Genomic DNA, 24451 nt, shown 5'->3' with positions numbered 1-24451 from the left:
GGCCCGTATTGTCTGTGACCATGCTCGACGACCGCCAGACCGCAGCACCGTGGCCGACCGCCTACCCACAGGGGTACGCGGTCGTCGACGTGGAGACCACCGGACTCGCACGGGACGACCGGATCATCTCCGCCGCCGTCTACCGCCTGGACGCCCTGGGCAACGTCGAGGACCACTGGTACACCCTCGTCAACCCGGAGCGCGATCCCGGTCCCGTCTGGATCCACGGACTGACGAGCGACGTCCTGGAAGGCGCCCCGCTCTTCCCCGAGGTCGCCGCCCAGCTCTCCGAGCGGCTCGCCGACCGCGTCCTGGTCGCGCACAACGCCGCCTTCGACTGGTCGATGCTGGCCCGGGAGTACGCACGGGCCGCCGTCGTCGCCCCCGTCCAGCAGCGGCTGTGCACCATCGCGCTCTCCAAGGAGCTGCGGCTGCCGCTGCCCAACCACAAGCTGGAGTCGCTGGCCGCGCACTTCGGCGTGGTGCAGCAGCGCGCGCACCACGCGCTGGACGACGCCCGGGTGCTGGCCGAGGCGTTCCGCCCGTCCCTGCACGCGGCGGCGCGGGGCGGGGTGCGGCTGCCGCTGCTGGAGTGCCGGCCGCTGACCGAGTGGTCGGACTCGCCCGTGACCCCGCGCGTCGGCTACCAGTCCTCGTACGGGTCGCAGAACAGCTGGCGCCCCTCGCGCAAGCGCCCGTCCTGTCCGTACCCGAATCCGGGACGGTACGAGAAGGACAAACCGCTCATGCAGGGCATGCGGGTGGCGTTCTCCGGAGACACCTCGGTCGACCGCGAACTCCTGGAGGACCGGGCCGTGGAGGCGGGGCTGCACGTGGCGACGAGCGTCTCCCGGCTGACGAGCCTGCTCGTCACCAACGACCCGGACGCGGCGACGTCGAAGACGGTGAAGGCGAAGTCGTTCGGTACGCCGATCCTGGACGAGAGCGCCTTCACCCATCTGCTGAGGGACGTGGCCGCGGCGACGGACGAACGGGCCCGTCAGGTCCCGGCGCCGACGCGGTCATCGGAGTGAACCGGGGGCGACTCGCCCGCCCGCCGCTCGCCCGCCCCCGCCCCGGCGTCCCACCCTGTGGCGCATGGCACGTTGCGAAGTATGCGGAAACGACTACGGCATGTCCTTCGAGGTGCACGCGCAGGGCGCGATTCACGTCTTCGACTGCTTCTCCTGCGCCATTCACCGCATGGCGCCCATCTGTGAGCACTGCCGGGTCCAGGTCATCGGCCAGGGGGTCGAGGTCGACGGGCACTGGTTCTGCGGCGGTCACTGCGCCCGCGCGGAGGGAAAGGTGGGCATCGTCGACAAAGTCTGAGCACCGGGCTCCACGCCCCCGCCCCCACCCCCTGCGCGATGCACCCCATGACGCAGTTGTACCGTCATGGGGTGTACCGCTTCCTGTTGACCCGGCAGTGGCTGATTCTCGCCCTCATCACCCTCGTCCTGATTCCCACGATGGTCGAGCTGGGCTTCTGGCAGCTGCACCGGCATGAGCACAAGGTCGCGCAGAACGCCCTGATCTCGCACAACCTCAAGGCGGAGCCCGTCCCTGTCGCCACCCTCACCTCCCCCGGCCACACCGTTCCGCGCTCGGACTACTGGCGCGCGGTGACGGCCACCGGGACGTACGACGAGAAGCACGAGGTCGTCGTCCGGCGCAGGACCGCCACGGACGGCAGCATCGGCGTCCACGTGCTGATCCCGTTCGACCTCAAGGGCGGCGGCACGGTCATGATCAACCGCGGCTGGGTCCCGTCCGCCGCCGACCAGCACGCCTTCCCCGACGTACCGGCCGTGCCCAGGGGCGAGGTGACCGTCACCGGGCGGCTCAAGGCCGACGAGACGACGGGCAGCAGCGGCATCAAGGACATCTCGGACCTGCCGGACCGCCAGGTGATGCTGATCAACAGCGCCCAGCAGGCGAAGCTCCTGTCCCGGCCGGTGCTCGGCGGCTACATCGAGCAGACCGGGCCGGAACCGAAGGGCGACACCCCCGAGCTGATCGAGGCTCCCGACGACAGCTCCATCGGCCCGCACATGGCGTACGCCGTGCAGTGGTGGCTGTTCGCCGCCGGCGTCCCGGTGGGCTTCGTGGTGCTGGCCCGCAGGGAGAAGCGCGACCGGGTGGCGGCGGCCGAGGCCGCCGGGCAGGCAGCCGCCGCGGAGCCCGAGCCCGCGAAGGCCTGACGGCTCGTCGGGACGGGTGCCCGGCGCGTGACTCCCGCCTCTCCTGGCCGGGTGGCTGCTTAACGACGGCCAGGTTCGGGAACACGCCACACGTGACCCCACGTATCGAGGACTACGCCCTCATCGGCGATCTCCAGACAGCGGCTCTGGTCGGCAGGAACGGTTCTGTCGACTGGCTCTGTCTGCCCCGCTTCGACTCGGGCGCCTGCTTCGCGGCGCTGCTCGGCGACGAGGACAACGGCCACTGGCGCATCGCCCCCAAGGGCGCGGACACCTGCACCCGGCGCGCCTACGTGGACGACACCCTCGTCCTGGAGACCTTCTGGGAGACCCGCACGGGCACCGTGAAGGTCATCGACTTCATGCCCCAGCGGGACCAGGAACCCGACGTGATGCGCATCGTCGAGGGGGTCAGCGGCACCGTCGACATGACCTCGGTGATCCGGCTGCGCTTCGACTTCGGCTCCATCGTGCCGTGGATGCGCCGCTCCCAGGGCCACCGGGTGGCGGTCGCGGGACCGGACTCCGCCTGGCTGCGCAGCGAGCCGCCGGTCAAGACCTGGGGGCAGCAGTTCTCCACGTGTTCCTCGTTCAGCGTCTCCGCGGGTGAGCGGGTGGCCTTCGTCCTGACCTGGCACCCCTCGCACTCCCCCCGCCCGGATCTCGTCGACCCGTACGAGGCGCTGGAGAACACGCTGTCCGACTGGTCCGATTGGTCCGCGCGCTGCAAGTACCAGGGGCCCTACCGGGAGGCGGTGATCCGTTCGCTGATCACCCTCAAGGCGCTCACCTTCGGCCCGACCGGCGGCATCGTGGCGGCTCCCACCACCTCGCTGCCGGAGGAGATCGGAGGCGTACGGAACTGGGACTACCGCTTCTGCTGGCTGCGGGACTCCACCCTCACCCTCGGCGCGCTGCTCTCGGCCGGTTATGTGCAGGAGGCGGCCGCCTGGCGGGACTGGCTGCTGCGCGCCGTCGCCGGGGACCCGGCCGATCTGCAGATCATGTACGGGCTGGCGGGCGAGCGCAGACTGCCCGAGTCGGAGCTGCCGTGGCTGCGCGGCTACGAGAACTCCGCCCCGGTCCGGATCGGCAACGCCGCGGTCCGCCAGCGTCAGCTGGATGTGTACGGGGAGGTCATCGACTCGCTCCGGCTGGCCCGGGACGCCGGACTCGACGACAAACCGCACGCCTGGAGCCTGCAGCTCAGCCTGCTCGGCTTCCTGGAGTCCACCTGGCGCGAGCCGGACGAGGGACTGTGGGAGATCCGCGGGCAGCGGCGCCATTTCGTGCACTCCAAGGTCATGGCCTGGGTGGCGGCCGACCGGGCGGTGCGCAGTCTGGAGGAGGACCCCTCACTGTCCGGCGACGCCGACCGCTGGCGGGCGATGCGGGACGCCGTGCACCGGGAGGTGTGCGAGAAGGGGTACGACCCGGTGCGCAACACCTTCACCCAGTCCTACGGGTCACGGGAGCTGGACGCCGCGACGCTCCTGATCGCCCGGACCGGGTTCCTGCCGCCGGACGATCCGCGCGTCATCGGGACGGTGGACGCCGTACGGGACGAGCTGGACAGCGAGGGTCTGGTGCGCCGCTACAGCACCGACGGCACCTCGGTCGACGGACTGCCCGGCGGTGAGGGCGCGTTCCTGGCCTGCTCGTTCTGGCTGGCGGACGCGCTGCGGATGACGGGGCGCACCGACGAGGCCACCGAACTCTTCGAGCGGCTGCTGGCGCTGCGCAACGATGTGGGGCTGCTGGCCGAGGAGTACGACACCGCCGGCATGCGGCAGCTGGGCAATTTCCCGCAGGCCTTCAGCCACATCGGGCTGGTCGGGACGGCGGTGGCCCTGACCGAGGAGCGGACCGCCGAGGACACGGCGCGAGACGACGCGGCAGGATAGGGCCATGGATCTTGGACTGAAGGACCGTGTGTACATCGTCACCGGAGCGACCCGGGGACTCGGCAACGCCACGGCACGCGCACTCGTCGCCGACGGCGCGAAGGTGATCATCACCGGCCGTGACGAGAAGCGCGCCGAGGCGGCCGCCGCCGAACTGGGGCCGGACGCCGTCGGGCTGGCCGCCGACAACGCCGACCCCGCGGCGGCGCAGCGGCTCGTGGAGTCCGCGCTGGAGGGGCTCGGCCGGCTCGACGGCATCCTCATCAGCGTCGGGGGCCCGGCGCCGGGCTCCGCCGCGGACAACACCGACGAGCAGTGGCGGTCGTCCTTCGAATCGGTGTTCCTGGGCGCGGTGCGTCTGGCCCGGGCGGCGGCCGCGGCGCTCGGCGAGGGCGGTGTCATCGGCTTCGTGCTCTCCGGCTCCGTCCACGAGCCGATCGCGGGACTGACCATCTCCAACGGGCTGCGCCCCGGCCTGGCGGGCTTCGCCAAGTCGCTGGCCGACGAGCTCGGCCCGCGGGGCATCCGGGTGCTGGGCGTGCTGCCGGCCCGGATCGACACGGACCGGGTCCGTGAACTGGACGCGCTGTCCGGCGACGCGGAGGCCTCGCGCACGGCCAACGAGGCGGCCATCCCGCTGCGCCGCTACGGCACTCCGCAGGAGTTCGGCCGGACGGCGGCCTTCCTGCTCTCGCCCGCCGCCTCGTACCTGACGGGCATCATGGTGCCGGTCGACGGCGGGTCCCGGCGCGGCTTCTGAGCCGGGTGCCCGGCGGAAGACACGATGCGCCGGGGGCCGGACGACCGCGACAGGGCGATCGTCCGGCCCCCGGGCCGTCGCGTACCCGTCAGCTCACCCGTTCCGCCCGGTGCTTGACCGCCTTCAGCCGCACCTCGGCGGGGAGTCGCTCCAGCCCCGCCGAGTCCCGGGCATGGGCCAGCGCCTCGTCGCTGAGCCGGCCCAGCGTCTCGTCGGGTGCGGCGTGCGGCTCCATCAGCAGCCGGATCCTGGTCTGCGGAGCGCTGCGCCGGCCGGTCAGGACGACGTGGGCGCGGTCCACCCCGTCCAGGGCGCCCGCCTCTCCCGCGAGCATGCCCTCCAGGGCACGGCCGCGCAGCAGTGCGCCCTCGCCGTCGCCGCTGTCCACGAGCACTTCGGCGAGGCGGGCGCGGCGCAGCTGCGCCAGCAGCCACCACAGGGCGAGCACCACCAGGACGGCGAGGACCGCGATCACCACCGGCCACCACCAGCCCTCGGAGCGCCAGCGGGTCCGGTCCGCCTGAGTGAGCAGGACGTCGTTCTTGCCGGACCAGGGCCACCACGACGGTACGGAGAGTCCCGTGGCCGCGGCCAGGACCCCGCCGCCCACGCAGACGAGTACCAGTCCGGCCAGGCCGAGCAGCACCCGGTTGACGGTCCTGAGCACGCCGCTCACCCCTTCCTCGTCGGACGGCGGACATGGACGGACAGGCTCGGTGGCCTGGCCAGCCCGAGTTCCTTGATGCCGGTGGTGAGCACGGAGTCCAGATCGGCCCGTACGTCGTCGAGTTCACGGAAGTGCGAGGCGGCCCGCACCTTCGCCTTGCCCCGGCCCATCCGGACCCGGACCGACTGCACACCGGAGACCTCCACGGCCCGGTCGCGCAGGACCATGGCCGCTGCCCTGCGGTCCAGGGACGCCCGTACGCCCGGGCGGTCCTGGCGCATCGACAGCAGATCGCGCAGTCCGGGCGTGAGCGCGAGGACGAGCAGCCACAGGCCGATCGCCGCGGCGACCGAGGCACCGGTCAGCACCCAGACGTCGTCCAGCCGGCGCCGGGCCAGCTCGTCGGCCAGCGAGCGGCGCCACTGCATCGCCGGGTGGTCGGCGCGGACGGCCGCCACGTCGTAGAGGAACAGCCCGGCGGCGCCCAGGACCACCAGGGCCGTGATGCCCGCCGGAATGCGGCGGGCGGACCAGAAGCGGCCCGCTCGGCCCTTGCCGCGTTCCCCGGCCGGGGACGGTTCGTACGCCGCGGAGGACGCCGACTGGTCGAGTGCGAGCGCGTGCCCGTGTTCCCCCGGACCGGCTGCGGGCTGACGCTCCGTGCCGTGGTCCGGGTCCTGGGGCTCGGTCATCGGATCCTCCCCTGCGCCGCGAGGCTTCCTCCTGTGGGGTGCAGGCGCTCGACCTGTACGGCCACTTCGGGCACTTCCATCCCCGCCAAGGCCTCTACCCGTTCGGCGACCCGGCGACGCACGGCGCCGCACTGGCGCCCGATGTCGCTGGGATAGCCGAGCTCCAGGCTCACCCGTACGCGAGCGGTGTCACGGTGCACCGTGACCGTGGCCCGCGGCGACGCCGCGTCCTTCGCGGGCTCGTCGACCGCCTCCTTCGCCGCCTGCGCGGCGATCTTCGCGACGACCCGGTCGGCGATCCGGGTCTCCCCTCGCTCCGCGGCGGCGACCCGGCCGCCCGCCCCCGGCACTCCCGTCACCGCCGCCGGTCGCCGCGATCGCGACTCCGGAAGAAGTCGCCGGGCTCCAGGTCACCGTCGACGAAGCGACCGGCGATGAAACCGATCGCCCCCAGGGCGGCCACCAGCAGAAAGGCACCGAACCCGCCGAAGTACCCGGCGAATCCGAGCGCCATGCCGGCCACCATGCCGACCACAGCCATGCTCATCGTGCGCTCCTCAACTGCCTCGGACGGAGGACTACTGGAGACGTGGCTCGGGCTGGTCTTCGTCGTCGTCCTCGTCGGGCAGCTTCACATCGCTCACGGCGATGTTGACCTCGACGACTTCGAGTCCCGTCATCCGCTCGACCGCCGCGACAACGTTCTCCCTCACCTCACGGGCGACGTCGGAGATCGACACGCCGTAGTCGACGACGATCTCCAGATCGAGGGCCGTCTGGGACTCGCCGACCTCGGCCTTCACGCCGCGGGTGACGGACTTGGAACCGCCGGGGACCCGGTCGCGCACCGCTCCGAAGGTCCGCGAGAGCCCGCTTCCCATCGCGTGCACGCCCATCACGTCGCGTGCGGCCATTCCGGCGATCTTCTCGACGACGCCGTCGGCGATCGTCGTGCGGCCGCGGGTGGCGGGGGCTCCCCCGCCGCGCTTGGTAAGGGGGGTACTCCTGCTGTCGCCGCCCGTCGAGTCGTGGTCGAAGCTGTCGGGCCGGTTCCGCTGTGGGGTGTCGGTCATCGCCGTTGTTCCCTTCGGGGGGGGCGGATTGGACTTCCTTGCCCACATTAAGTGCGCTTGCCCCGACTCGCGCCGTGGATGCGGCAGGGTGGAGCAATGACGACGGCTGACGGCTCGCACAGGGCCCAAGGATGGACCGCCGCGGTGCGGCTGCGGCTCGGTCTGGGACGGTTGCTCCCGCTGGGTGGTCCGGCGGACGGGGCCTGGATCTCGGAACGGGCGGCGGTCGGCGTGCTGCACCGGGCGGCGGGCGGGTCGGGGCCGGTGCTCCTGCGGCTGCGGATCGCCGTGGCCGACGCCGAGGCGGCTCCCGCCCCGCAGGTGCCGCGGCCTCCGAGCGCCCTGCCGCCCGGCCCGCTGCGGATCGAGGCCACGGTGGCCGCGACGGCCGGCCTGCCGCTGCCGGCCGCCGCCGCGGCGCTGCGCTCGGCCCTGCTGACGGCTGCCGCGCGGCGGCTCGGCCTGGTGGTCGACGAGGTGGACGTCCAGGTGACGGAGTTGCTGGAGACCGAGCCGGAACGGGCCGAACCACCGCCTGCCGAGGTGCACCCCGCGGATCCGGAAGACGCGGCGGGTCGTGCGGCCGCCGGAGTGACCGGGGTCGCGACGCTGACGCGGGTGCTGGGCGCCTCCGTGCACACCGGCCCGGACCATGTACGGGTCGAGCTGGCGACGGACGGCGGTCATCGGGCGCTGGACGTGGCCCGCGCGGTACGGGCGGTGGTGACGGAGGCGGTGGACGGGCATCCGCCGGTCGCGGTTCTGGTCACCGCCGTGACGGGAGAGCCCGGGCCGGGGGCCTCGCCGGCCGGCTGACGTGGCACCGGGCCCCGGGCGGTGCGCCCCGGGCCCGGTGAACGGGAGGTACGTCAGTGGCGGCGTCGGGTCCGTGACGGCCCTCCGCCACCGGCGGGGTGGGGCCGTCAGTCGGCCGTGCCCGCCAGGTCACGCAGCCGACGGCCCTGCGCGGCCCGCTCGGCGGCGCGCTGCTCCTCGTACGTACGCGAGACGGCGCCGCTCAGCAGGGCCTTGGTCTCGACGACGGCGTCGCGCGGGGCGGCGAGCAGGGCGCCGGCCAGGTCACGGGCGGCTCCTTCGAGCTCCGCGGCGGGCACCACCAGGTTGGCCAGGCCGGTGCGCTCGGCCTCGGCGGCGTGCACGAAGCGGCCGGTGGCGCAGATTTCGAGCGCGCGCGCGTACCCCACCAGGTGCACCAAGGGGTGCGTGCCGGTGAGGTCGGGCACCAGCCCGAGGCTGGTCTCGCGCATGGCGAACTGCACGTCCTCGGCGACGATCCGCAGATCGCAGGCGAGAGCGAGCTGGAAGCCGGCGCCGATGGCATGCCCCTGGACGGCCGCGATCGACACGAGGTCGTTGCGGCGCCACCAGGTGAACGCTTCCTGGTACTCGGCGATGACCGCGTCGAGGTCGGCCTCCGGCCCACGCCCCATGTCGAGCAACGACGGCTCACCGTCGAATCCCTCGGGGGTGAACGCCTGGCGGTCGAGACCGGCGGAGAAGGACACACCTTCGCCACGCAGCACGACGACCCGCACACTGCCGGGCAGAGCCCGTCCGGCTTCTGTCAACGCCCGCCACAGAGCGGGGGACTGAGCGTTGCGCTTGGCCGGGTTGGTGAGGGTCACCGTGGCAACCGCGTCGTCGACGGTGAGTCGTACGCCGTCCTTGTCGAGCACAGTGTCGAGCGAGGTCATGGAGCGCCTCCGGATCGGGTGCAGTCAGCACATGGAGCTAAGTGACTGAACAGTAACCACCCGGTCGACCGCACGATCGACCGGGTGGCCACCGCCGAAACCGGTGAGCCCCGGGCAGGTCCTGCGACCCGCCCCGGTCCGCGGAGAGCCGTCAGGCCGCCGCGGCCTTCTTGCCTCGTGTCGCTCCGCCGCGTCCCCGCAGCGTCACTCCGGACTCGCTGAGCATCCGGTGGACGAATCCGTAGGAGCGGCCGGTTTCCTCGGCCAACGCCCGGATGCTCGCACCGGAGTCGTACTTCTTCTTCAGGTCTGCCGCGAGCTTGTCGCGCGCGGCGCCGGTTACCCGGCTGCCCTTCTTCAGAGTCTCGGCCACCCGTGCCTCCTCGTGGGAAGTGCGCTCTGGACTCTCATGATCACCCCTCGGGGCCGTCCTGGCCACCCATTCGGCAAGGTCCGTGCGAGCGGATCGGCGCCCCGGGACGGCATCGACACGAGCGGAATCACATATTCCGCAGGTCGGCGGAGGAATCGGGGCGGCCCCGCCGGAGGAACGTCCAGGTCAGAGCCGCGCGGGCAACGATGTCCCTCATGCGTGCATCTGGCAGGTATCTGCCGGATGCCGCGCCGGGGTACGAGACGCCCTCACACAGATGATGGATCACGCGTAGGCCGAATGATCCAGCGAGAGCGGATCAGCGGACCGCGGCGGCCGGTATCCGGCCGCCGCGCGGGCCCGGCGGCCGGGTGGGCGCGGCGGCCGGGTGGGCCCGGCGGCCGGCGCAGGCGCGACGTCCGGATGCGATGCGCGCCGGGGGCCGGTCCGTCAGGCCAGGGCGACCAGGTCCCGGTAGTCCGCGCCCCACAGGTCCTCGACGCCGTCGGGCAGCAGGATGATGCGCTCGGGCTGGAGGGCCTCGACCGCTCCCTCGTCGTGCGTGACGAGGACGACCGCGCCCTTGTACGTGCGCAGCGCGCCGAGGATCTCCTCGCGGCTGGCCGGGTCGAGGTTGTTGGTGGGCTCGTCGAGGAGGAGCACGTTGGCGGAGGAGACCACCAGCGTCGCCAGGGCGAGCCGGGTCTTCTCTCCGCCGGAGAGCACTCCGGCGGGCTTGTCCACGTCGTCCCCGGAGAACAGGAACGAGCCGAGCGTCTTGCGGACGGCGACGAGGTCGAGATCGGGCGCCGCGGAGCGCATGTTCTCCAGGACCGTGCGGTCCGGGTCGAGGGTCTCGTGCTCCTGGGCGTAGTAGCCGAGCTTCAGCCCGTGCCCTTCGATGATCTCGCCGGTGTCCGGCTTCTCCGCGCCGCCGAGGAGCCGGAGCAGGGTGGTCTTGCCGGCGCCGTTGAGGCCGAGGATGACGACCCGGGAGCCCTTGTCGATCGCGAGGTCGACGTCGGTGAAGATCTCCAGCGACCCGTAGGACTTCGAGAGACCTTCGGCCATCAGCGGGGTCTTGCCGCACGGCGAGGGGTCGGGGAAGCGCAGCTTGGCGACCTTGTCGGAGACCCGCACGGCTTCCAGCCCGGAGAGCAGCCGGTCGGCGCGCTTGGCCATGTTCTGCGCGGCCACGGTCTTGGTGGCCTTGGCGCGCATCTTGTCGGCCTGCGCGTTGAGGGTCGCGGCCTTCTTCTCGGCGTTCTGCCGCTCGCGCTTGCGGCGCTTCTCGTCGGCCTCGCGCTGCTGCTGGTAGAGCTTCCAGCCCATGTTGTAGATGTCGATCTGCGAGCGGTTGGCGTCGAGGTAGAAGACCTTGTTGACGACCGTCTCGACGAGATCGACATCGTGGGAGATCACGATGAAGCCGCCGCGGTAGCTCTTGAGGTAGTCGCGCAGCCAGACGATCGAGTCCGCGTCGAGGTGGTTGGTGGGCTCGTCGAGCAGCAGGGTGTCGGCGTCCGAGAAGAGGATCCGGGCCAGCTCGACCCGGCGGCGCTGACCGCCGGAGAGCGTGTGGAGCGGCTGGGCGAGCACCCGGTCGGGGAGGCTGAGGGCGGCGGCGATGGTGGCCGCCTCGGCCTCGGCCGCGTATCCGCCCTTGGTGAGGAACTCCGTCTCCAGGCGCTCGTACTTCTTCATCGCCTTCTCGCGGGTGGCGCCCTTGCCGTTCGCCATGCGCTCCTCGTTCTCCCGCATCTTGCGCAGGATCTCGTCGAGGCCGCGTGCGGACAGGATGCGGTCCCGGGCGAGCACGTCGAGGTCGCCGGTGCGCGGGTCCTGCGGGAGGTAGCCCACCTCGCCGGAGCGGGTGATGGTGCCGGCCGCCGGGGTGCCCTCGCCCGCGAGGCACTTGGTGAGGGTGGTCTTGCCCGCCCCGTTGCGGCCGACGAGGCCGATGCGGTCGCCCTTGGCGATACGGAAGGAGGCGGATTCGATGAGCATGCGGGCGCCGGCGCGCAGCTCGATGCCGGAGGCGGTGATCACGGGGGAAAACTCCAGAGCGGTATGGAAGGCGGAGGAACGGCTAGCGATTCACGACTCGACGCCGTTACTCACGCACACGCACAAGGAGAATTGCCATGAGGACCAGTCTACTGGCGGTGTCCAGCCGCTTTTCCGCCCGCTCGGACCGCACGCGCCGAAACGTGCGGGGCCGCCCGCCACGGCCTTGTCCGCATCCGGGAGGAGTTCGGGGGGCGGTTCGCGCAGGGCATTGTCAGTATCGGGTGGAAGACTGAGACGCAGATCACAGACGGGCCCGTGGGGGCCGGTACGGCGAAGAGAGGATGAGTGCGATGGCAGACGCGACGGCGGGCGTTCCGACGATCTGTCCGACGATTCTTTACGAGGACGCGAAGGCCGCGATCAAGACGCTGACCCAGGGCCTCGGCTTCACCGAGGAAGCGGTGCACGAGGGCGAGGACGGCACGGTGATGCACGCGGAGCTGTCCTACGGGAACGGCAGGGTGATGCTGGGCTCCAAGGGCCGCGAGGGCGTCTTCGCCAAGGCGATGCAGGGGGGCGGTCCGGCCGGTGTCTATGTGGTGGTCGACGAGGTCGACGCCCACCACGCCCGGGCCGTGGAGCACGGGGTGGAGATCCTGATGCCGCCCACCGACCAGGACTACGGCTCCCGGGACTACATGGCGCGCGACGCGGAGGGCAATGTGTGGAGCTTCGGGACGTACGCCCCGGGTTCGGCCGGCTGAGCGGCCGTACGGGGAGCGGCCGGACGGGGAAGGCCGCCCACCGGGCGGCGCTGGGCAGGGCGGCTGAGCGGCTGGGGACGTAGGCCGCGGGGCGGCGTGAGGCCGGCCGTCTGCCGCGGCCGGTGCTTCCCTGCCGCGGCTTCGGGCGGCCCGGCGCCCCGCGGGCCGGGGTCCGCGTCCAGGTGGGCGCCGGGCAGCGGGCCCGCCCGGCGGTTCAGGCTCCGCCGGTGTGCACCTGGAACGCGGCCTTGCGGACCGCCTTGGCGAGTGCCGGGTCGGGGTGCGCGGCGGCCAGCGCCACCAGGACCTGGACGGTGCGTGGGTGGCCCACGGCCCTCACCTCGTCCAGCAGCGCCGGGACGGTGCCCTGCACGGCCGAGTCGAGGTGGCGGACCAGCAGTCCCGTCTCTCCGTGGTCGGCGACGGCCGCCGCGGTGTCGACCCAGAGCCAGGTCGCCTCCTCACGGCTGAGGACCTCCTGCGCGTCCTCGGGGTCCCTGCCCTCGTACTCCGCGAGCCAGAGCAGCGCGTAGGGGCGCAGCGACGGGTCGGTGACGACGGAGCGGACCTCGGGCTCGGCCGGTGCGCCGACCACCCGGAGCGCCTCGAAGGCGAGCCCCCGCAGCAGGGCGTCCTCACCGCGGGCGACGCCGAGGAGTTCGGCGACGGCGCTGCCGACGGGGCGGGCGGCCAGCCAGGCGCGGTATTCGGCGCGGGCCGGTCCCGGGGTGAGGCGGGCGCAGCCGAGCAGCATGTCGGCGGCGGACTGCTCGATGTTCCCGGCCGGGCTCTGGGCGGCGACGCAGATCTGCTCCAGCTTGACCCACACCGCCCAGTTGCCGAGCGGGGTCAGGGTGGCGGTGCCGGCGCCGAGGGTGAGCGCACCGACGGCGGCCAGCCCCTCCAGGGCCCAGTCCAGCAGGAGGGCGACGAGGGCGGCGGGGTGGGCGGCGGGCGCCGGTGCGGTGGGAGCGGGCAGCGGCTGGGGCCCGTACGGCACCTCGCAGCGCTCCTCGTGCAGTTCCGCCACGCGCTGGCCGAGCAGGTCGAGGAGGGCGGGCACCGTGACCGGGCCCGCCGAGAGCTGGAGGAGGGACAGCACCTGCGGCACGGCCTCGACGGCCTCGGCGACCGCCGTGGACTCGATGTCCTGGGGGGCGGGGTGGACGAGCGACCAGGCGTCGAAGAGCGCCACCCAGCCGCGGAGCACGGCGGAGTCGTCGCGGTCCCAGGCGCGCAGCCGCCAGCCGGGCCGGGCGGTCTCGCCGTGCAGCTCCACGAGGCCGGCGAGCCGGGCCCGGTCCCAGCCGGAGCGCACCTGCGCGGGGGACAGTTCCAGCGCCGTCGCGGCCCGTTCGAGGGCCTGGGCGGCCAGCGGGGGCGTGCCGGGGCTCACGCCGTCGGCCGCCCAGCGGGCGATCCGTACGGCGTCGGCGAGAGCGGCCCTGGCCTGGCGGGCCAGTTCGGCCCGGGGCGGGGTGCCCTCGGGCGGGCGGGGCGCCGGCCTGGTGCGCCGGGCGGTCACGGCCTTGCGAGCGGTGGCGAGGGGTCGCGGGCGGACAAGTCGCAGCCTGGAGTCGCGCGGGGTACGGGACGTCACGGGGAGCAGTCTTGCCTCTGACGGCCCGAAAGCCCAAACGGAACCCTCAACACCGGCTTCGGGCCCGGCCGGTTCGGCCGGGACCAACCGGCCGAACCGGCACATCAGCTCACATCAGGGGCGTGAGGAAGCGTCGCAGCGTCTCCTCGTAGCCGGCCGGGTCGGCGTTCCACATCGCCGCATGCGGAGCCTGGGGTACCGCGTGCAGGGCGATCAGGTCGGGGCGGCGGGCGGCCAGCTCCCGGGACGGCCGCCAGGGGGCCAGGGTGTCGTCGGGTCCGTGGAAGATCAGCGTCGGGACGTGCAGGGTCCAGGGGAGCGACGTGTCCAGGAGCCGGGCCCCGTGCAGTCCGGTCTGCCCCTGGGCGGCGCGGACGGCGAGGGGCAGCAGGGCGGAGGGGACGCCCCGGGCGGTGGCCAGGGCGCGCAGGGTGGTGGCCCAGTCCAGCACCGGCGAGTCCAGGACGAGCCCGCAGATCCGGTCCCTCAGCGCCGAGTTGACGCAGGCGTGCAGGGCCATCGAGGCGCCGGTGGACCAGCCGTACAGGACGACCTGTTCGGCGCCGTAGCGCACGGCGAAGCGGATGGCCGCGTCCAGGTCCCGCCACTCGGACTCGCCGAGGTGGGCGAGTCCGTCCGGGGAGCGGGGGGCTCCGGGGTCGCCGCGGTAGGCGAGGTCGAGCACCGGCAGCTGTTGCTCGTGCAGGAAGCCCGCCACGTTCAGCGGGTGCTCCCTGGTGGTGCCGAGGCCGTGCGCGGTGATGACCCAGGTGTCGCGGTGGCCCGGCACGAACCAGGCGGGCAGGCCGCCGAGTTCGCCGGGGATCTCCACCTCGCTGAAGGCGAGGCCGAGGGCGGTCGTGGGATCGCCGCTGTGGACCTCCGGTGTGACGCGGACCTTGGCGCCGGGGTGCAGGATGCCGTGGTTCACGCGTTCCAGTCGGCGTACGACCGTGTCGGCGGCCTGGTGGGCCTGGTCGATGACCGGCCCCACGACGGCGTGGACGTCGTCTCCCACCAGCCCGTAGGTGCCTGGCCGGAGCGAGGTGAGGGACCGGGTCAGGGTGACCTGCCCGGCCGCCGTCGCGTGCACGGTGAGTCTGCGGTCGGCGGGGAGGGGACGTCGGGACGGCACCTTGAGGGCGACGTCGCCTGCGTACCGGCCGGCGGCGACCGCTGCCGCGCCGACGCCGAGGATCGTGGTGACGGCAGTTGCCGTTGCTGTAGCCGGGCGCACGGCATCAGTGTCGTGGCTCCCGCCGCACATGGCCAGCGGACGGGGCCGTCCGGTGGCCCGCCCCCGCCCCGCCCGGTCTCCCCCGCGCCCCCGCCTCCGCCCCGTCCGGCCCCTGCCCGGCCACCCGCCGCGAGCCCGCCGCCGCCCCGCGCTCAGCCCGGCTGCCCGTACCCCTTCAGCGCTTCCTTGACATCGTTCAGCTGCTCCGGTGTGAGCAGGGACGGGGTGCGGCCGGGCACGGAGCTCGCGGTGAGCCAGAGGCGGCACAGCCATTCGAGCTGGGCGGTGCGGTCGTACGCCTCGTCGAGGGTGGCGCCGTAGGTGACCGTGCCGTGGTTGCCCAGCAGGCAGCCGGTGCGGTCCCGCAGGGCCGTGAGCATGTTTTCGGCCAGTTCGTCCGTGCCGTACCGGGCGTAGGCGGCGACCCGGACGGGGCCGCCGAGCATCGCGGCCGCGTAGTGGACGGACGGCACCTCGGCGACCAGCGTGGAGACGGCCGTGGCGTGCACCGCGTGGGTGTGCACGACGGCTGCCGCGCCGGTGTTCCGGTACACCGCGAGATGGAGCGGAAGCTCGCTGGTGGGGGCCATCTCACCGAGGACCTGTCTGCCCTCCAGATCGACGCCGGTCAGGTCCTCGGGCCGGAGCCGGTCGTACGGCACTCCGCTCGGCGTCACCAGCACGGTCCCGCCGACCCGCGCCGACACGTTGCCCGAGGTTCCCACCACCAGGCCCTCGGAGGCCGTCCTGCGGGCCGTGGCGACGACCGCGCCCCAGGCCCGTTCGATCGAATCCCGCCATTCATCGCTCATACGAAGATCCTTTCAACGGATGAGCGGCCCCCTGCCGCCCCTCCCGCGATGACCCGTCCGGGCCCCGGATTCCGGGCCCACACCGGCCCGTGCCGGAATCCCGCCGTCACACCGCGGGCGAAAAGGGCGGCGGCACTCCGGTTGGGGTCACCGCGACGCCCTGCTCAGTTCATCTTCCGTTCACTCAGGTTGCCTACGGTCCACGTGCCACTGACGTCGAACGATTGCCTGGGTAAATGGAACACATCACGCTGCTGCTCGCGATTGTGATCGTGACAGCTCTAGTGTTCGATTTCACGAACGGTTTCCACGACACCGCCAACGCGATGGCCACCACCATCTCGACCGGCGCACTCAAACCCAAGACAGCGGTGGCCATGTCCGCCGTTCTCAACCTCGTAGGCGCGTTCCTGTCGGTGGAGGTCGCCAAGACGATCTCCGGCGGGATCATCAACGAAGACGGGCTCAGAACCGAGGTCATCTTCGCGGCGCTCGTCGGCGCCATCCTGTGGAATCTGCTGACCTGGCTGGTCGGACTGCCGTCCAGCTCCTCCCACGCACTGTTCGGCGGCCTGATCGGCGCCGCGGTGATGTCCGCCGGCTGGTCGTCGGTCGACGGCGGCACCGTCGTCACCAAGGTGCTGCTCCCCGCGGTCGCCGCGCCCGTCGTCGCCGGCCTGGCCGCGCTGCTGGCCACCAAGCTGACGTACCGCATCGGCGGGAAGGCCACGGGCGACGCCCAGGAGAAGGCCACCGCGAAGGGGTACCGCGCCGGCCAGATCGCCTCGGCCGGCCTGGTGTCCCTCGCGCACGGCACCAACGACGCGCAGAAGACCATGGGCATCATCACGCTCGCCCTGGTCACCGGTGGCGTCCTCTCCCCCGGCTCCAACCCGCCGGTCTGGGTCATCATGTGCGCCGGCCTCGCCATCGCACTCGGCACCTATCTCGGCGGCTGGCGCATCATCCGCACCATGGGCAGCGGCCTGACCGAGCTCAAGCCGCCGCAGGGCTTCGCCGCCCAGACCAGTGCCGCCACCGTCATCCTGGCCTCCTCGCACCTCGGCTTCTCCCTCTCCACCACCCAGTCCTGCTCCGGCGCCGTCATGGGCGCGGGCCTCGGCCGCAAGGGCGGCGTGGTCCGCTGGTCCACCGCCACCCGGATGTTCGTCGCCTGGGGTCTGACCCTGCCGGCCGCCGGTCTGGTGGGTGCGGGAGCGGAGTTCCTCACGCAGCAGGGCACCTGGGGCGTCGTGGTCGTCGCGGCGCTGCTGATCGCGGGCTCCGGTGCGATCTGGCTGCTGTCGCGCCGCAAGCCCGTCGGGCACGGGGACGTCGCACCCGGCGGCCATGACGAGGACGCGGCCGCCCCCGACGCCGAGCCCGCGGGCGTCGTCACCACCGCCATCGCGGCCGTCAGCCCGCCGCCCACCACCGCTGCCCAGACCCTCGGCCTCACGGCCACCATCCCGGCCCCGGCCGGACCGGTCACCGACCCGGCCCGACCCGCCACGGTCTAAGAGCCTCCGGTAAGGACGCATCCACATGAACATCGACTGGGCAGCCCTCGGCACCGTCTTCGGCGTCTCCCTCGTCGCCACCGTCGCGCTCGTGGGACTCTTCACCCTCGGCATCGTCGGCCTCTCCAAGCAGCCGGAACCGGCCGCGCAGGGCGGCTCCACGGGCGGCTCGACCGCGCTGGCCCGCACCGGCGCCTACGCCTGCTTCGGGCTGTGCGCGGCGGCGGTGGCCTACGGCATCTACCTGATCGTCGCGTAGGGGCCCGTGTCCGGATTCCGGCAGGTCCGGACGGCGGACTCCTGGCCGGACGGGAAACCCTGAGCCCCACCGTTACCTCCCCGCTCATCCGCATCGGGCCGGGCGCACCTCGTGTGCGTCCGGCCCGATGTGCGTCTGAGCACACTGCGCCGCCGCAGGTCAACGGCAAGTTGACGGGCGTTCGCGCAGCGTGGTGGACTGCCGGAGCCATTACGGCGACAGCAGAGGAAGCCGGTGCGAATCCGGCGCGGTCCCGCCACTGTCACCGGGGAGCAGTCCCCCACCACGGAAGTCACGGTCCACGCAAGCGGACTGGAAGGCCGGGGGAACTGCGGATCCGGAAGCCAGGAGACTCTCGTCGCCGTCACGTCGAACCAGGGCGCGGACCCTGAGTGAGGACATATCGCCATGCCCGGCCGCCGTGCGTCCGTATCCGTACCGCTCCTGCCAGCAGTTGCCCGTACGAAGGTCCTTCGAGGCACGACGGCCGGCTGAACCGTGCGTGCCGATCGCATCTACGCGTACGGCGCCACGGCCGGTCTGATCGGCGATCTGCTGCTCGGTGATCCCCGCAGGGGCCACCCGGTCGCCGCCTTCGGGCGGGCCGCGGCAGGCGTCGAACGCCGTCTGTGGCGCGACCACCGCGGGTGGGGCGCACTGCACACCCTGGTCTGCGCCGGAGGCGCCGCCGGGGGCGCCGCGCTGGCCGCCCGTGCGCTGCGCCGCCACCCCGCCGCGTCCGTCGCCCTGACCGCCGCCGCCACCTGGTCCGTCGTCGGCGGTACGTCGCTGGGGCGCGAGGCCCGGGCCATCGGTGACGCCCTGACCGCCGGGGACCTCGCCCTGGCGCGTGAACGGCTGCCGCACCTGTGCGGGCGCGACCCGCAGGCCCTGGACGGCCCGCAGATCGCCCGCGCCGTCGTGGAGTCCGTCGCCGAGAACACCTCGGACGCCGTGGTCGGCGCCCTGGTGTGGGGCGCGCTGGGCGGGGTCCCCGGACTCGTCGGCTTCCGGGCCGCCAACACGCTCGACGCGATGGTCGGCCACAAGTCGCCCCGCTACCGGCGCTACGGCTGGGCCTCCGCCCGCCTCGACGACCTCGCGGGCTGGCCGGGCGCCCGGCTGACGGCCCTGCTCGCCGTCACCGCCGGAGGCCGGCCGCGCGGTGCGGTCCGGGCCTGGCGGGCTGACGCGGCCAAGCACCCGAGCCCCAACGCGGGCCCGGTGGAAGCCTCGTTCGCGGGGGCGCTCGGCGTACGGCTCGGCGGGACGCTCGCCTACGGCGGCCGGGTCGAGCACCGTCCGGTGCTCAACGGGGAGACGGGCCGCGCCGTGGAGCCCGAGGACATCGAGCGGGCCGTTCGGCTGTCGCGCCGGGTGAGTGCGCTGGCCCTCGGCGTGAGCGTCGCGGCGCGGCTGGGAGCGGGGTTCGCGGCACGACGGATGGCAGGACCCCGCACGGCAGCAGTTCGCACGGCAGGACCCCGCACGGCGGGAACTCGTACGGCGGGACCTCGACTCTCAGGACGGAGACCGACATGAGCGGCGGACTGCTGGTCGCCGGGACCACTTCGGACGCGGGCAAGAGCGTCGTCACGGCGGGCATCTGCCGCTGGCTGGTGCGCCAGGGCGTGAAGGTCGCGCCGTTCAAGGCGCAGAACATGTCGCTCAACTCCTTCGTCACCCGCGAGGGCGCCGAGATCGGCCGCGCCCAGGCCATGCAGGCGCAGGCCGCCCGGGTCGAGCCGACCGCGCTGATGAACCCGGTCCTGCTCAAGCCCGGCGGCGACCGGTCCAGCCAGGTCGTCCTGATGGGGCGTCCGGTGGGCGAGATGAGCGCCCGCGGCTACCACGGGGGCCGGCAGGAGTCGCTCCTGTCCACCGTCGTGGACTGCCTCGACCAGCTCCGGGGCACGTATGACGCGGTGATCTGCGAAGGGGCGGGCAGTCCGGCCGAGATCAACCTGCGGCGCACGGACATCGTGAACATGGGCATCGCGCGGGCGGCACGCTTCCCGGTGGTGGTCGTCGGCGACATCGACCGCGGCGGGGTCTTCGCCTCGTTCTTCGGTACGACGGCGCTGCTCTCGGCCGAGGACCAGGCGCTGATCGCCGGTTACCTGGTCAACAAGTTCCGGGGCGACGTCTCGCTGCTGGAGCCCGGCCTGGACATGCTGCGCGACCTGACGGGGCGGCCGACGTACGGGGTGCTTCCGTTCGCCCACGGCCTCGGGATCGACGAGGAGGACGGCCTGCGGGTCTCGCTGCGCGGCACCGTACGGGAGTCGGCCGTCGCCCCGCCGCACGGCGAGGACATCCTGCGCGTCGCCGTGTGCGCCGTGCCGCTGATGTCCAACTTCACCGACGTGGACGCCCTCGCCGCCGAACCGGGCGTCGTGGTGCGGTTCGTGGACCGCGCCGAGGAACTCGCCGACGCCGACCTCGTCATCGTGCCCGGCACCCGCGGCACCGTGAAGGCGCTCGCCTGGCTGCGCGAGCGCGGGCTCGCCGACGCGCTGCTGCGGCGCGCCGCCGAAGGCCGCCCGGTCCTCGGCGTCTGCGGCGGCTACCAGATCCTCGGCGAACGCATCGAGGACGACGTCGAGTCGCGCGCGGGGACGGTCGACGGGCTCGGACTGCTGCCCGTCCGCATCCGGTTCGACCGGGAGAAGACCCTCGCCCGGCCGGCCGGCGAGGCGCTCGGCGCCCCGGTCGAGGGGTACGAGATCCACCACGGCGTCGCGGACGTGCGGGGCGGCGAACCGTTCCTCACCGACGGGCGGGGCAAGCGCCTCGACGGCTGCCGGTCCGGCGCCGTGTGGGGCACCCACTGGCACGGCTCGTTGGAGAGCGACGCCTTCCGCCGCCGCTTCCTGACGGAGATCGCGCGGGCCGCGGGGCGCCGCTTCGTGCCCGCCCCCGACACCTGCTTCGCCGGACTGCGGGAGGAACAGCTCGACCGCCTCGGCGACCTCGTCGAAGAACACGCGGACACCGATGCGCTGTGGCGACTCATCGAGTCGGGCGCACCGGCAGGACTTCCCTTCATCGCCCCCGGAGCACCTGGAGCACGCGCATGAACGCCCCGCTGAACGCCCCGATGAGCACCGTGCTGTTGCTGTCGACCGCCGATACGGACCTGCTCGCCGCCCGCGCCTCGGGCGCGCCCTACCGGATCGGCAACCCGACCCGGATCGATGTCCACGAGGAACTGCCCGCGCTGATCGAGAACGCGTCCGTCGCCGTGGTCCGCCTCCTGGGCGGCAGGCGCGCCTGGGAGGACGGGCTCGCGGCCCTGAAGGCGGCGGGCATCCCGACCGTGCTGCTCGGGGGCGAGGCCGTGCCGGACGCGGAGCTGATGGCCGAGTCCTCGGTCCCCGCCGGAGTCGTCGCGGAGGCACTGCGCTACCTGGTGGAGGGCGGCCCGGGCAACCTCGTCGAGCTGGCCCGCTTCCTCTCCGACACCGTCCTGCTGACCGGGCACGGTTTCGCCGAGCCGCAGAAGATGCCCGAGTGGGGCCCGCACGGCAGCCGTACGTACACCGAGGGCCGTCCGACCGTCGGTGTGCTCTTCTACCGGGCGCACCACCTCTCCGGCAACACCTCGTTCGTCGACGTGCTGTGCGACGCGATCGAGGCGCGCGGCGCCAACGCCCTGCCCGTGTACTGCGGTTCACTGCGTGGCGCGGACGCCGGACTGTACGAGCTCCTCGGCCGGGCCGACACCCTGGTCGCCACGGTGCTCGCGGCCGGCGGCACCCGCGCCTCGGACGCCTCCGCCGGGGGCGACGACGAGGCCTGGGACATCGGCGCGCTCGCCGATCTGAACGTGCCGGTGCTGCAGGGGCTGTGCCTCACCTCCTCGCGTGCGGCCTGGGAGGCGTCGGACGCCGCCCTGTCCCCCATGGACGCGGCAATGCAGGTCGCCATCCCCGAGTTCGACGGCCGCCTCGTCACGGTGCCGTTCTCCTTCAAGGAGCAGGGCCCGGACGAGGTGCCGGTGTACCGTGCCGACCCCGAACGGGCCGCGCGCGTCGCCGGGATCGCGGTGCGCCACGCCGTCCTCAAGCACAAGGCCAACGCCGAGAAGAAGCTCGCCCTGGTCTTCACCGCCTACCCCACCAAGCACTCCCGCGTGGGCAACGCCGTCGGCCTGGACACGCCCGCCTCCGCGGTCCGCGTCCTGGACGCCCTGCGCGACGCCGGTTACGGCGTCGAAGGCCACCCGGACAACGGTGACGAGCTCATCCACCGCCTCATCAACGCCGGTGGCCACGACGTGGAGTGGCTGACCGAGGAGCAGCTCGCGGCGGCCCCCGCCCGGGTGTCGCTCGCGGACTACCGGCAGTGGTTCGCGAAGCTCGAACCGGCGCTGCGCGACTCGATGCTGGAGCACTGGGGCGAGCCGCCGGGCTCGCTGTACGTGGACGGCGACGACATCGTCCTCGCCTCACTGCGGTTCGGGAACGTGGTGGTGCTGATCCAGCCGCCGCGCGGCTTCGGCGAGAACCCGATCGCGATCTACCACGACCCGGACATGCCGCCCTCGCACCACTACCTGGCGACGTACCGCTGGCTGGAGGCCGCGCCGTCGGAGGGCGGCTTCGGCGCGGACGCCGTCGTCCACATGGGCAAGCACGGCACGATGGAGTGGCTGCCCGGCAAGGGCCTCGGCCTGTCCGCCGGCTGCGGACCTGACGCCGTGCTCGGCGAGCTGCCGCTGATCTATCCGTTCATCGTCAACGACCCGGGCGAGGGCACCCAGGCCAAGCGCCGTGGCCACGCCACGGTGGTGGACCACCTGGTGCCGCCGATGGCGCGCGCCGACACCTACGGCGACCTGGCCAAGCTGGAACAGCTGCTCGACGAGTACGCGCTGGTCAGCGACCTGGACCCGACGAAGGCGCCCTCGGTGCGGGCGCAGATCTGGACCCTGGTCAAGGCCGCCGAACTCCATCACGACCTGCACGTCGACGAGCAGCCGGGCGACGACGACTTCGACTCGTTCGTCATGCACATCGACGGCTACCTCTGCGAGATCAAGGACGTCCAGATCCGCGACGGCCTGCACGTCCTGGGCGGCGGCCCGGTCGACGAGGCGCGGGTCAACCTGGTGCTGGCGGTCCTGCGCGCCTCGCAGGTGTGGGGCGGCACGGCGAACGCGCTGCCGGGTCTGCGGGCGGCGATCGCCGAGCACTTCGGGCTCGTCGAGAAGGAACTGCTGGGCGAGCCCGGCGCCGCCGTGAAGGTGCCGGCCGAGCTGAGTGCGCTGGTGGACGGTCCCGCCCGGACGGGCGCGGACGCGATCGACCTGCTGGAGCAGCTGTGCCGCCGCCTCGCGGAGGGCATGGAGGCGCGCGGCTGGGACGTGACGGCGGCAGCGGACCTCGTACAGGAGGTGCTGGGCTTCGCACTCCCGGCCGCCGTGGCCGTCCTGGGATTCGCCTGTGCGGAGGTCGTGCCGCGGCTGGCGCGGACCACGGACGAGATCGACCACATCCTGAAGGCGCTGGACGGCGGCTTCGTCCCGGCGGGGCCCTCGGGCTCGCCCACCCGCGGGCTCGTCAACGTGCTGCCGACGGGCCGCAACTTCTACTCCGTGGACCCGAAGGCGATCCCGTCCCGGCTGTCGTGGGAGGTCGGCCAGTCGCTCGCCGACTCGCTGATCGCCCGGTACCTCGCGGACACGGGCGCCTACCCGAAGTCGGTCGGCCTGACCGTGTGGGGCACGTCCGCCATGCGCACCCAGGGCGACGACATCGCGGAGATCCTGGCGCTGCTCGGCTGCCGCCCGGTCTGGGACGACGCCTCGCGCCGGGTGACGGGCTTCGAGGTGGTGCCGTTGAGCGAGCTCGGGCGGCCGCGCGTCGATGTGACGGTCCGGATCTCCGGCTTCTTCCGGGACGCGTTCCCGCACGTGGTGGGCCTCATCGACGACGCGGTGCGCGCGGTGGCGGAGCTGGACGAGCCGGCCGACGCCAACTACGTACGGGCGCACGCCGACGAGGACACGGCGGCCCACGGTGACCGCCGCCGGGCCACGGCACGCATCTTCGGCTCGAAGCCGGGGGCCTACGGGGCGGGGCTGCTGCCGCTGATCGACGCGCGCAACTGGCGGTCGGACGCGGACCTGGCCGAGGTGTACGCGGTCTGGGGCGGTTACGCGTACGGGCGGGGCCTTGAGGGGCGGGCGGCGCGCGGGGACATGGAGACGGCGTTCCGGCGGATCGCCGTGGCGGCGAAGAACGTCGACACCAGGGAACACGACCTGGTCGATGCCGACGACTACTTCCAGTACCACGGCGGCATGGTCGCCATGGTGCGGCACCTGACGGGTGAGTCGCCCGAGGCGTACGTCGGTGACAGCGCCACGCCCGACCAGGTGAAGACGCGGACGCTCGGCGAGGAGACGCACCGGGTGTTCCGGGCCCGGGTCGTGAACCCGCGCTGGATGGCGGCCATGCGGCGGCACGGGTACAAGGGCGCCTTCGAGATGGCGGCGACCGTGGACTACCTGTTCGGGTACGACGCCACGGCGGGGGTCGTCGACGACTGGATGTACGAGAAGTTGTCGGCGGAGTACGTCTTCGACCCGGAGAACCGGGAGTTCATGCGGAAGTCGAACCCCTGGGCCCTGCGCGGGATTTCGGAACGGCTGCTGGAGGCGGCGGAGCGCGGGCTGTGGGCGGAGCCGGACGCACGGACGCTGGAGCGGTTGCGGGCGACGTATCTGGAGCTCGAGGGCGACCTGGAGGGGGACGCGTGAGCGGGCCCGACCCGGGGGCGAGCCCCCGCACCCCCGCTCCTCGATCGCCGGAGGGGCTGGGACGCCCGCCGGAGCCGCTGGAATCCGCCACCCCC

Annotated in this window: 23 protein-coding genes and 1 riboswitch; of the genes, 12 read left to right on the top strand and 11 right to left on the bottom strand. The window is 73.0% G+C overall.

Annotated features, from left to right (window positions below):
• Window positions 1-14 precede the first annotated feature (14 nt).
• The 5 genes from ABZ454_RS32430 to ABZ454_RS32410 all read left to right on the top strand — a co-directional run bounded on the left by ABZ454_RS32430 (window position 15) and on the right by ABZ454_RS32410 (window position 4868).
• Window positions 15-1034, top strand: a complete 1020-nt coding sequence (locus tag ABZ454_RS32430; protein WP_359543156.1) for a DEDDh family exonuclease — start codon at window positions 15-17, stop codon at window positions 1032-1034.
• Window positions 1035-1098: 64 nt separating this feature from the next.
• The gene (locus tag ABZ454_RS32425) at window positions 1099-1332 is read left to right on the top strand and encodes a hypothetical protein (protein WP_311313163.1); all 234 of its coding nucleotides are present in this window, start codon (window positions 1099-1101) and stop codon (window positions 1330-1332) included.
• A gap of 71 nt (window positions 1333-1403) precedes the next feature.
• A complete protein-coding gene (locus ABZ454_RS32420; protein ID WP_359543178.1) occupies window positions 1404-2204 on the top strand; it encodes an SURF1 family protein in 801 nt (266 codons plus the stop codon).
• A 92-nt stretch (window positions 2205-2296) separates the two neighbouring features.
• Complete coding sequence (locus ABZ454_RS32415; protein ID WP_359543154.1) at window positions 2297-4108, top strand: glycoside hydrolase family 15 protein; 1812 nt, start codon at window positions 2297-2299, stop codon at window positions 4106-4108.
• Window positions 4109-4112: 4 nt separating this feature from the next.
• Window positions 4113-4868, top strand: a complete 756-nt coding sequence (locus tag ABZ454_RS32410) for an SDR family oxidoreductase (RefSeq protein WP_359543153.1) — start codon at window positions 4113-4115, stop codon at window positions 4866-4868.
• A gap of 88 nt (window positions 4869-4956) precedes the next feature.
• On the opposite strand, the gene amaP is transcribed toward ABZ454_RS32410, so the two are convergent.
• From amaP to ABZ454_RS32385, 5 genes are read right to left on the bottom strand one after another with little or no spacing between them, the layout of a single operon-like run.
• Window positions 4957-5544 carry an alkaline shock response membrane anchor protein AmaP gene (amaP, locus tag ABZ454_RS32405; RefSeq protein WP_356322531.1) on the bottom strand — a complete coding sequence of 196 codons (588 nt, stop codon included), beginning with the start codon at window positions 5542-5544 and terminating at the stop codon, window positions 4957-4959.
• Entirely contained in the window at window positions 5541-6227 is a 687-nt protein-coding gene (locus tag ABZ454_RS32400) for a DUF6286 domain-containing protein (RefSeq protein WP_356322532.1), read from the bottom strand. Before ABZ454_RS32400 ends, amaP begins: the two co-directional genes overlap by 4 nt.
• Entirely contained in the window at window positions 6224-6586 is a 363-nt protein-coding gene (locus ABZ454_RS32395; protein ID WP_359543151.1) for a hypothetical protein, read from the bottom strand. The genes ABZ454_RS32400 and ABZ454_RS32395 overlap by 4 nt, the downstream gene beginning before the upstream one ends.
• The gene (locus tag ABZ454_RS32390; RefSeq protein WP_356322534.1) at window positions 6583-6774 is read right to left on the bottom strand and encodes a hypothetical protein; all 192 of its coding nucleotides are present in this window, start codon (window positions 6772-6774) and stop codon (window positions 6583-6585) included. The genes ABZ454_RS32395 and ABZ454_RS32390 overlap by 4 nt, the downstream gene beginning before the upstream one ends.
• A gap of 31 nt (window positions 6775-6805) precedes the next feature.
• On the bottom strand, window positions 6806-7300 hold the full coding sequence (locus ABZ454_RS32385; RefSeq protein WP_356322535.1) for an Asp23/Gls24 family envelope stress response protein: 495 nt from the start codon (window positions 7298-7300) through the stop codon (window positions 6806-6808).
• Window positions 7301-7396: 96 nt separating this feature from the next.
• Between ABZ454_RS32385 and ABZ454_RS32380 the strand changes: the two genes are divergently transcribed.
• Entirely contained in the window at window positions 7397-8116 is a 720-nt protein-coding gene (locus ABZ454_RS32380; RefSeq protein WP_356322536.1) for a hypothetical protein, read from the top strand.
• Between the two features lie 107 nt (window positions 8117-8223).
• Here ABZ454_RS32380 and ABZ454_RS32375 read toward each other — a convergent pair whose 3' ends face one another.
• From ABZ454_RS32375 to ABZ454_RS32365, 3 genes are all read right to left on the bottom strand, one after another.
• Entirely contained in the window at window positions 8224-9015 is a 792-nt protein-coding gene (locus tag ABZ454_RS32375; protein ID WP_359543149.1) for an enoyl-CoA hydratase/isomerase family protein, read from the bottom strand.
• A 151-nt stretch (window positions 9016-9166) separates the two neighbouring features.
• Complete coding sequence (locus ABZ454_RS32370) at window positions 9167-9388, bottom strand: helix-turn-helix domain-containing protein (protein ID WP_007263382.1); 222 nt, start codon at window positions 9386-9388, stop codon at window positions 9167-9169.
• A gap of 450 nt (window positions 9389-9838) precedes the next feature.
• Entirely contained in the window at window positions 9839-11437 is a 1599-nt protein-coding gene (locus ABZ454_RS32365; protein WP_356322538.1) for an ABC-F family ATP-binding cassette domain-containing protein, read from the bottom strand.
• Between the two features lie 311 nt (window positions 11438-11748).
• Between ABZ454_RS32365 and ABZ454_RS32360 the strand changes: the two genes are divergently transcribed.
• Window positions 11749-12162, top strand: a complete 414-nt coding sequence (locus ABZ454_RS32360; RefSeq protein WP_359543148.1) for a VOC family protein — start codon at window positions 11749-11751, stop codon at window positions 12160-12162.
• A 214-nt stretch (window positions 12163-12376) separates the two neighbouring features.
• Here the strand turns inward: ABZ454_RS32360 and ABZ454_RS32355 are convergent, their stop codons facing one another.
• The 3 genes from ABZ454_RS32355 to ABZ454_RS32345 all read right to left on the bottom strand — a co-directional run bounded on the left by ABZ454_RS32355 (window position 12377) and on the right by ABZ454_RS32345 (window position 15811).
• Entirely contained in the window at window positions 12377-13687 is a 1311-nt protein-coding gene (locus ABZ454_RS32355) for a hypothetical protein (RefSeq protein WP_356322547.1), read from the bottom strand.
• Between the two features lie 184 nt (window positions 13688-13871).
• Window positions 13872-14999 carry a hypothetical protein gene (locus ABZ454_RS32350; RefSeq protein WP_356322540.1) on the bottom strand — a complete coding sequence of 376 codons (1128 nt, stop codon included), beginning with the start codon at window positions 14997-14999 and terminating at the stop codon, window positions 13872-13874.
• Between the two features lie 152 nt (window positions 15000-15151).
• Entirely contained in the window at window positions 15152-15811 is a 660-nt protein-coding gene (locus ABZ454_RS32345) for a class II aldolase/adducin family protein (RefSeq protein WP_359543147.1), read from the bottom strand.
• 236 nt (window positions 15812-16047) lie between these two features.
• Between ABZ454_RS32345 and ABZ454_RS32340 the strand changes: the two genes are divergently transcribed.
• The 5 genes from ABZ454_RS32340 to cobN all read left to right on the top strand — a co-directional run bounded on the left by ABZ454_RS32340 (window position 16048) and on the right by cobN (window position 24356).
• Window positions 16048-17331: an inorganic phosphate transporter gene (locus ABZ454_RS32340; protein WP_359543146.1), complete on the top strand. Its 1284-nt coding sequence runs from the start codon at window positions 16048-16050 to the stop codon at window positions 17329-17331.
• A gap of 25 nt (window positions 17332-17356) precedes the next feature.
• Entirely contained in the window at window positions 17357-17590 is a 234-nt protein-coding gene (locus tag ABZ454_RS32335) for a hypothetical protein (RefSeq protein ID WP_356322543.1), read from the top strand.
• Window positions 17591-17813: 223 nt separating this feature from the next.
• Window positions 17814-17945: riboswitch (cobalamin riboswitch) on the top strand.
• A 143-nt stretch (window positions 17946-18088) separates the two neighbouring features.
• Window positions 18089-19132 (top strand): cobalamin biosynthesis protein, encoded by a 1044-nt coding sequence (locus ABZ454_RS32330; RefSeq protein WP_359543144.1) that lies wholly within the window; start codon window positions 18089-18091, stop codon window positions 19130-19132.
• Entirely contained in the window at window positions 19129-20670 is a 1542-nt protein-coding gene (locus ABZ454_RS32325; protein WP_359543143.1) for a cobyric acid synthase, read from the top strand. Before ABZ454_RS32330 ends, ABZ454_RS32325 begins: the two co-directional genes overlap by 4 nt.
• 20 nt (window positions 20671-20690) lie before the next feature.
• On the top strand, window positions 20691-24356 hold the full coding sequence (cobN, locus tag ABZ454_RS32320) for a cobaltochelatase subunit CobN (RefSeq protein ID WP_359543176.1): 3666 nt from the start codon (window positions 20691-20693) through the stop codon (window positions 24354-24356).
• Window positions 24357-24451: the final 95 nt, after the last annotated feature.

Source organism: Streptomyces sp. NPDC005803 (genome assembly GCF_040630435.1).
Taxonomy (GTDB): Bacteria; Actinomycetota; Actinomycetes; order Streptomycetales; family Streptomycetaceae; genus Streptomyces.
Note: the sequence above shows the minus strand (reverse complement) of the source record. Positions and strands in the feature narration are given on the sequence as shown.

Excerpts from the sequence above, each read along its gene's own strand:
- ABZ454_RS32425 (WP_311313163.1), top strand. The coding sequence starts at position 1,099 with ATGGCACGTTGCGAAGTATGCGGAAACGACTACGGCATGTCCTTCGAG.
- ABZ454_RS32410 (WP_359543153.1), top strand. The coding sequence starts at position 4,113 with ATGGATCTTGGACTGAAGGACCGTGTGTACATCGTCACCGGAGCGACC.
- ABZ454_RS32400 (WP_356322532.1), bottom strand. The coding sequence starts at position 6,227 with ATGACCGAGCCCCAGGACCCGGACCACGGCACGGAGCGTCAGCCCGCA.
- ABZ454_RS32390 (WP_356322534.1), bottom strand. The coding sequence starts at position 6,774 with ATGAGCATGGCTGTGGTCGGCATGGTGGCCGGCATGGCGCTCGGATTC.
- ABZ454_RS32385 (WP_356322535.1), bottom strand. The coding sequence starts at position 7,300 with ATGACCGACACCCCACAGCGGAACCGGCCCGACAGCTTCGACCACGAC.
- ABZ454_RS32380 (WP_356322536.1), top strand. The coding sequence starts at position 7,397 with ATGACGACGGCTGACGGCTCGCACAGGGCCCAAGGATGGACCGCCGCG.
- ABZ454_RS32375 (WP_359543149.1), bottom strand. The coding sequence starts at position 9,015 with ATGACCTCGCTCGACACTGTGCTCGACAAGGACGGCGTACGACTCACC.
- ABZ454_RS32360 (WP_359543148.1), top strand. The coding sequence starts at position 11,749 with ATGGCAGACGCGACGGCGGGCGTTCCGACGATCTGTCCGACGATTCTT.
- ABZ454_RS32345 (WP_359543147.1), bottom strand. The coding sequence starts at position 15,811 with ATGAGCGATGAATGGCGGGATTCGATCGAACGGGCCTGGGGCGCGGTC.
- ABZ454_RS32340 (WP_359543146.1), top strand. The coding sequence starts at position 16,048 with ATGGAACACATCACGCTGCTGCTCGCGATTGTGATCGTGACAGCTCTA.
- ABZ454_RS32335 (WP_356322543.1), top strand. The coding sequence starts at position 17,357 with ATGAACATCGACTGGGCAGCCCTCGGCACCGTCTTCGGCGTCTCCCTC.
- ABZ454_RS32325 (WP_359543143.1), top strand. The coding sequence starts at position 19,129 with ATGAGCGGCGGACTGCTGGTCGCCGGGACCACTTCGGACGCGGGCAAG.
- cobN (WP_359543176.1), top strand. The coding sequence starts at position 20,691 with ATGAGCACCGTGCTGTTGCTGTCGACCGCCGATACGGACCTGCTCGCC.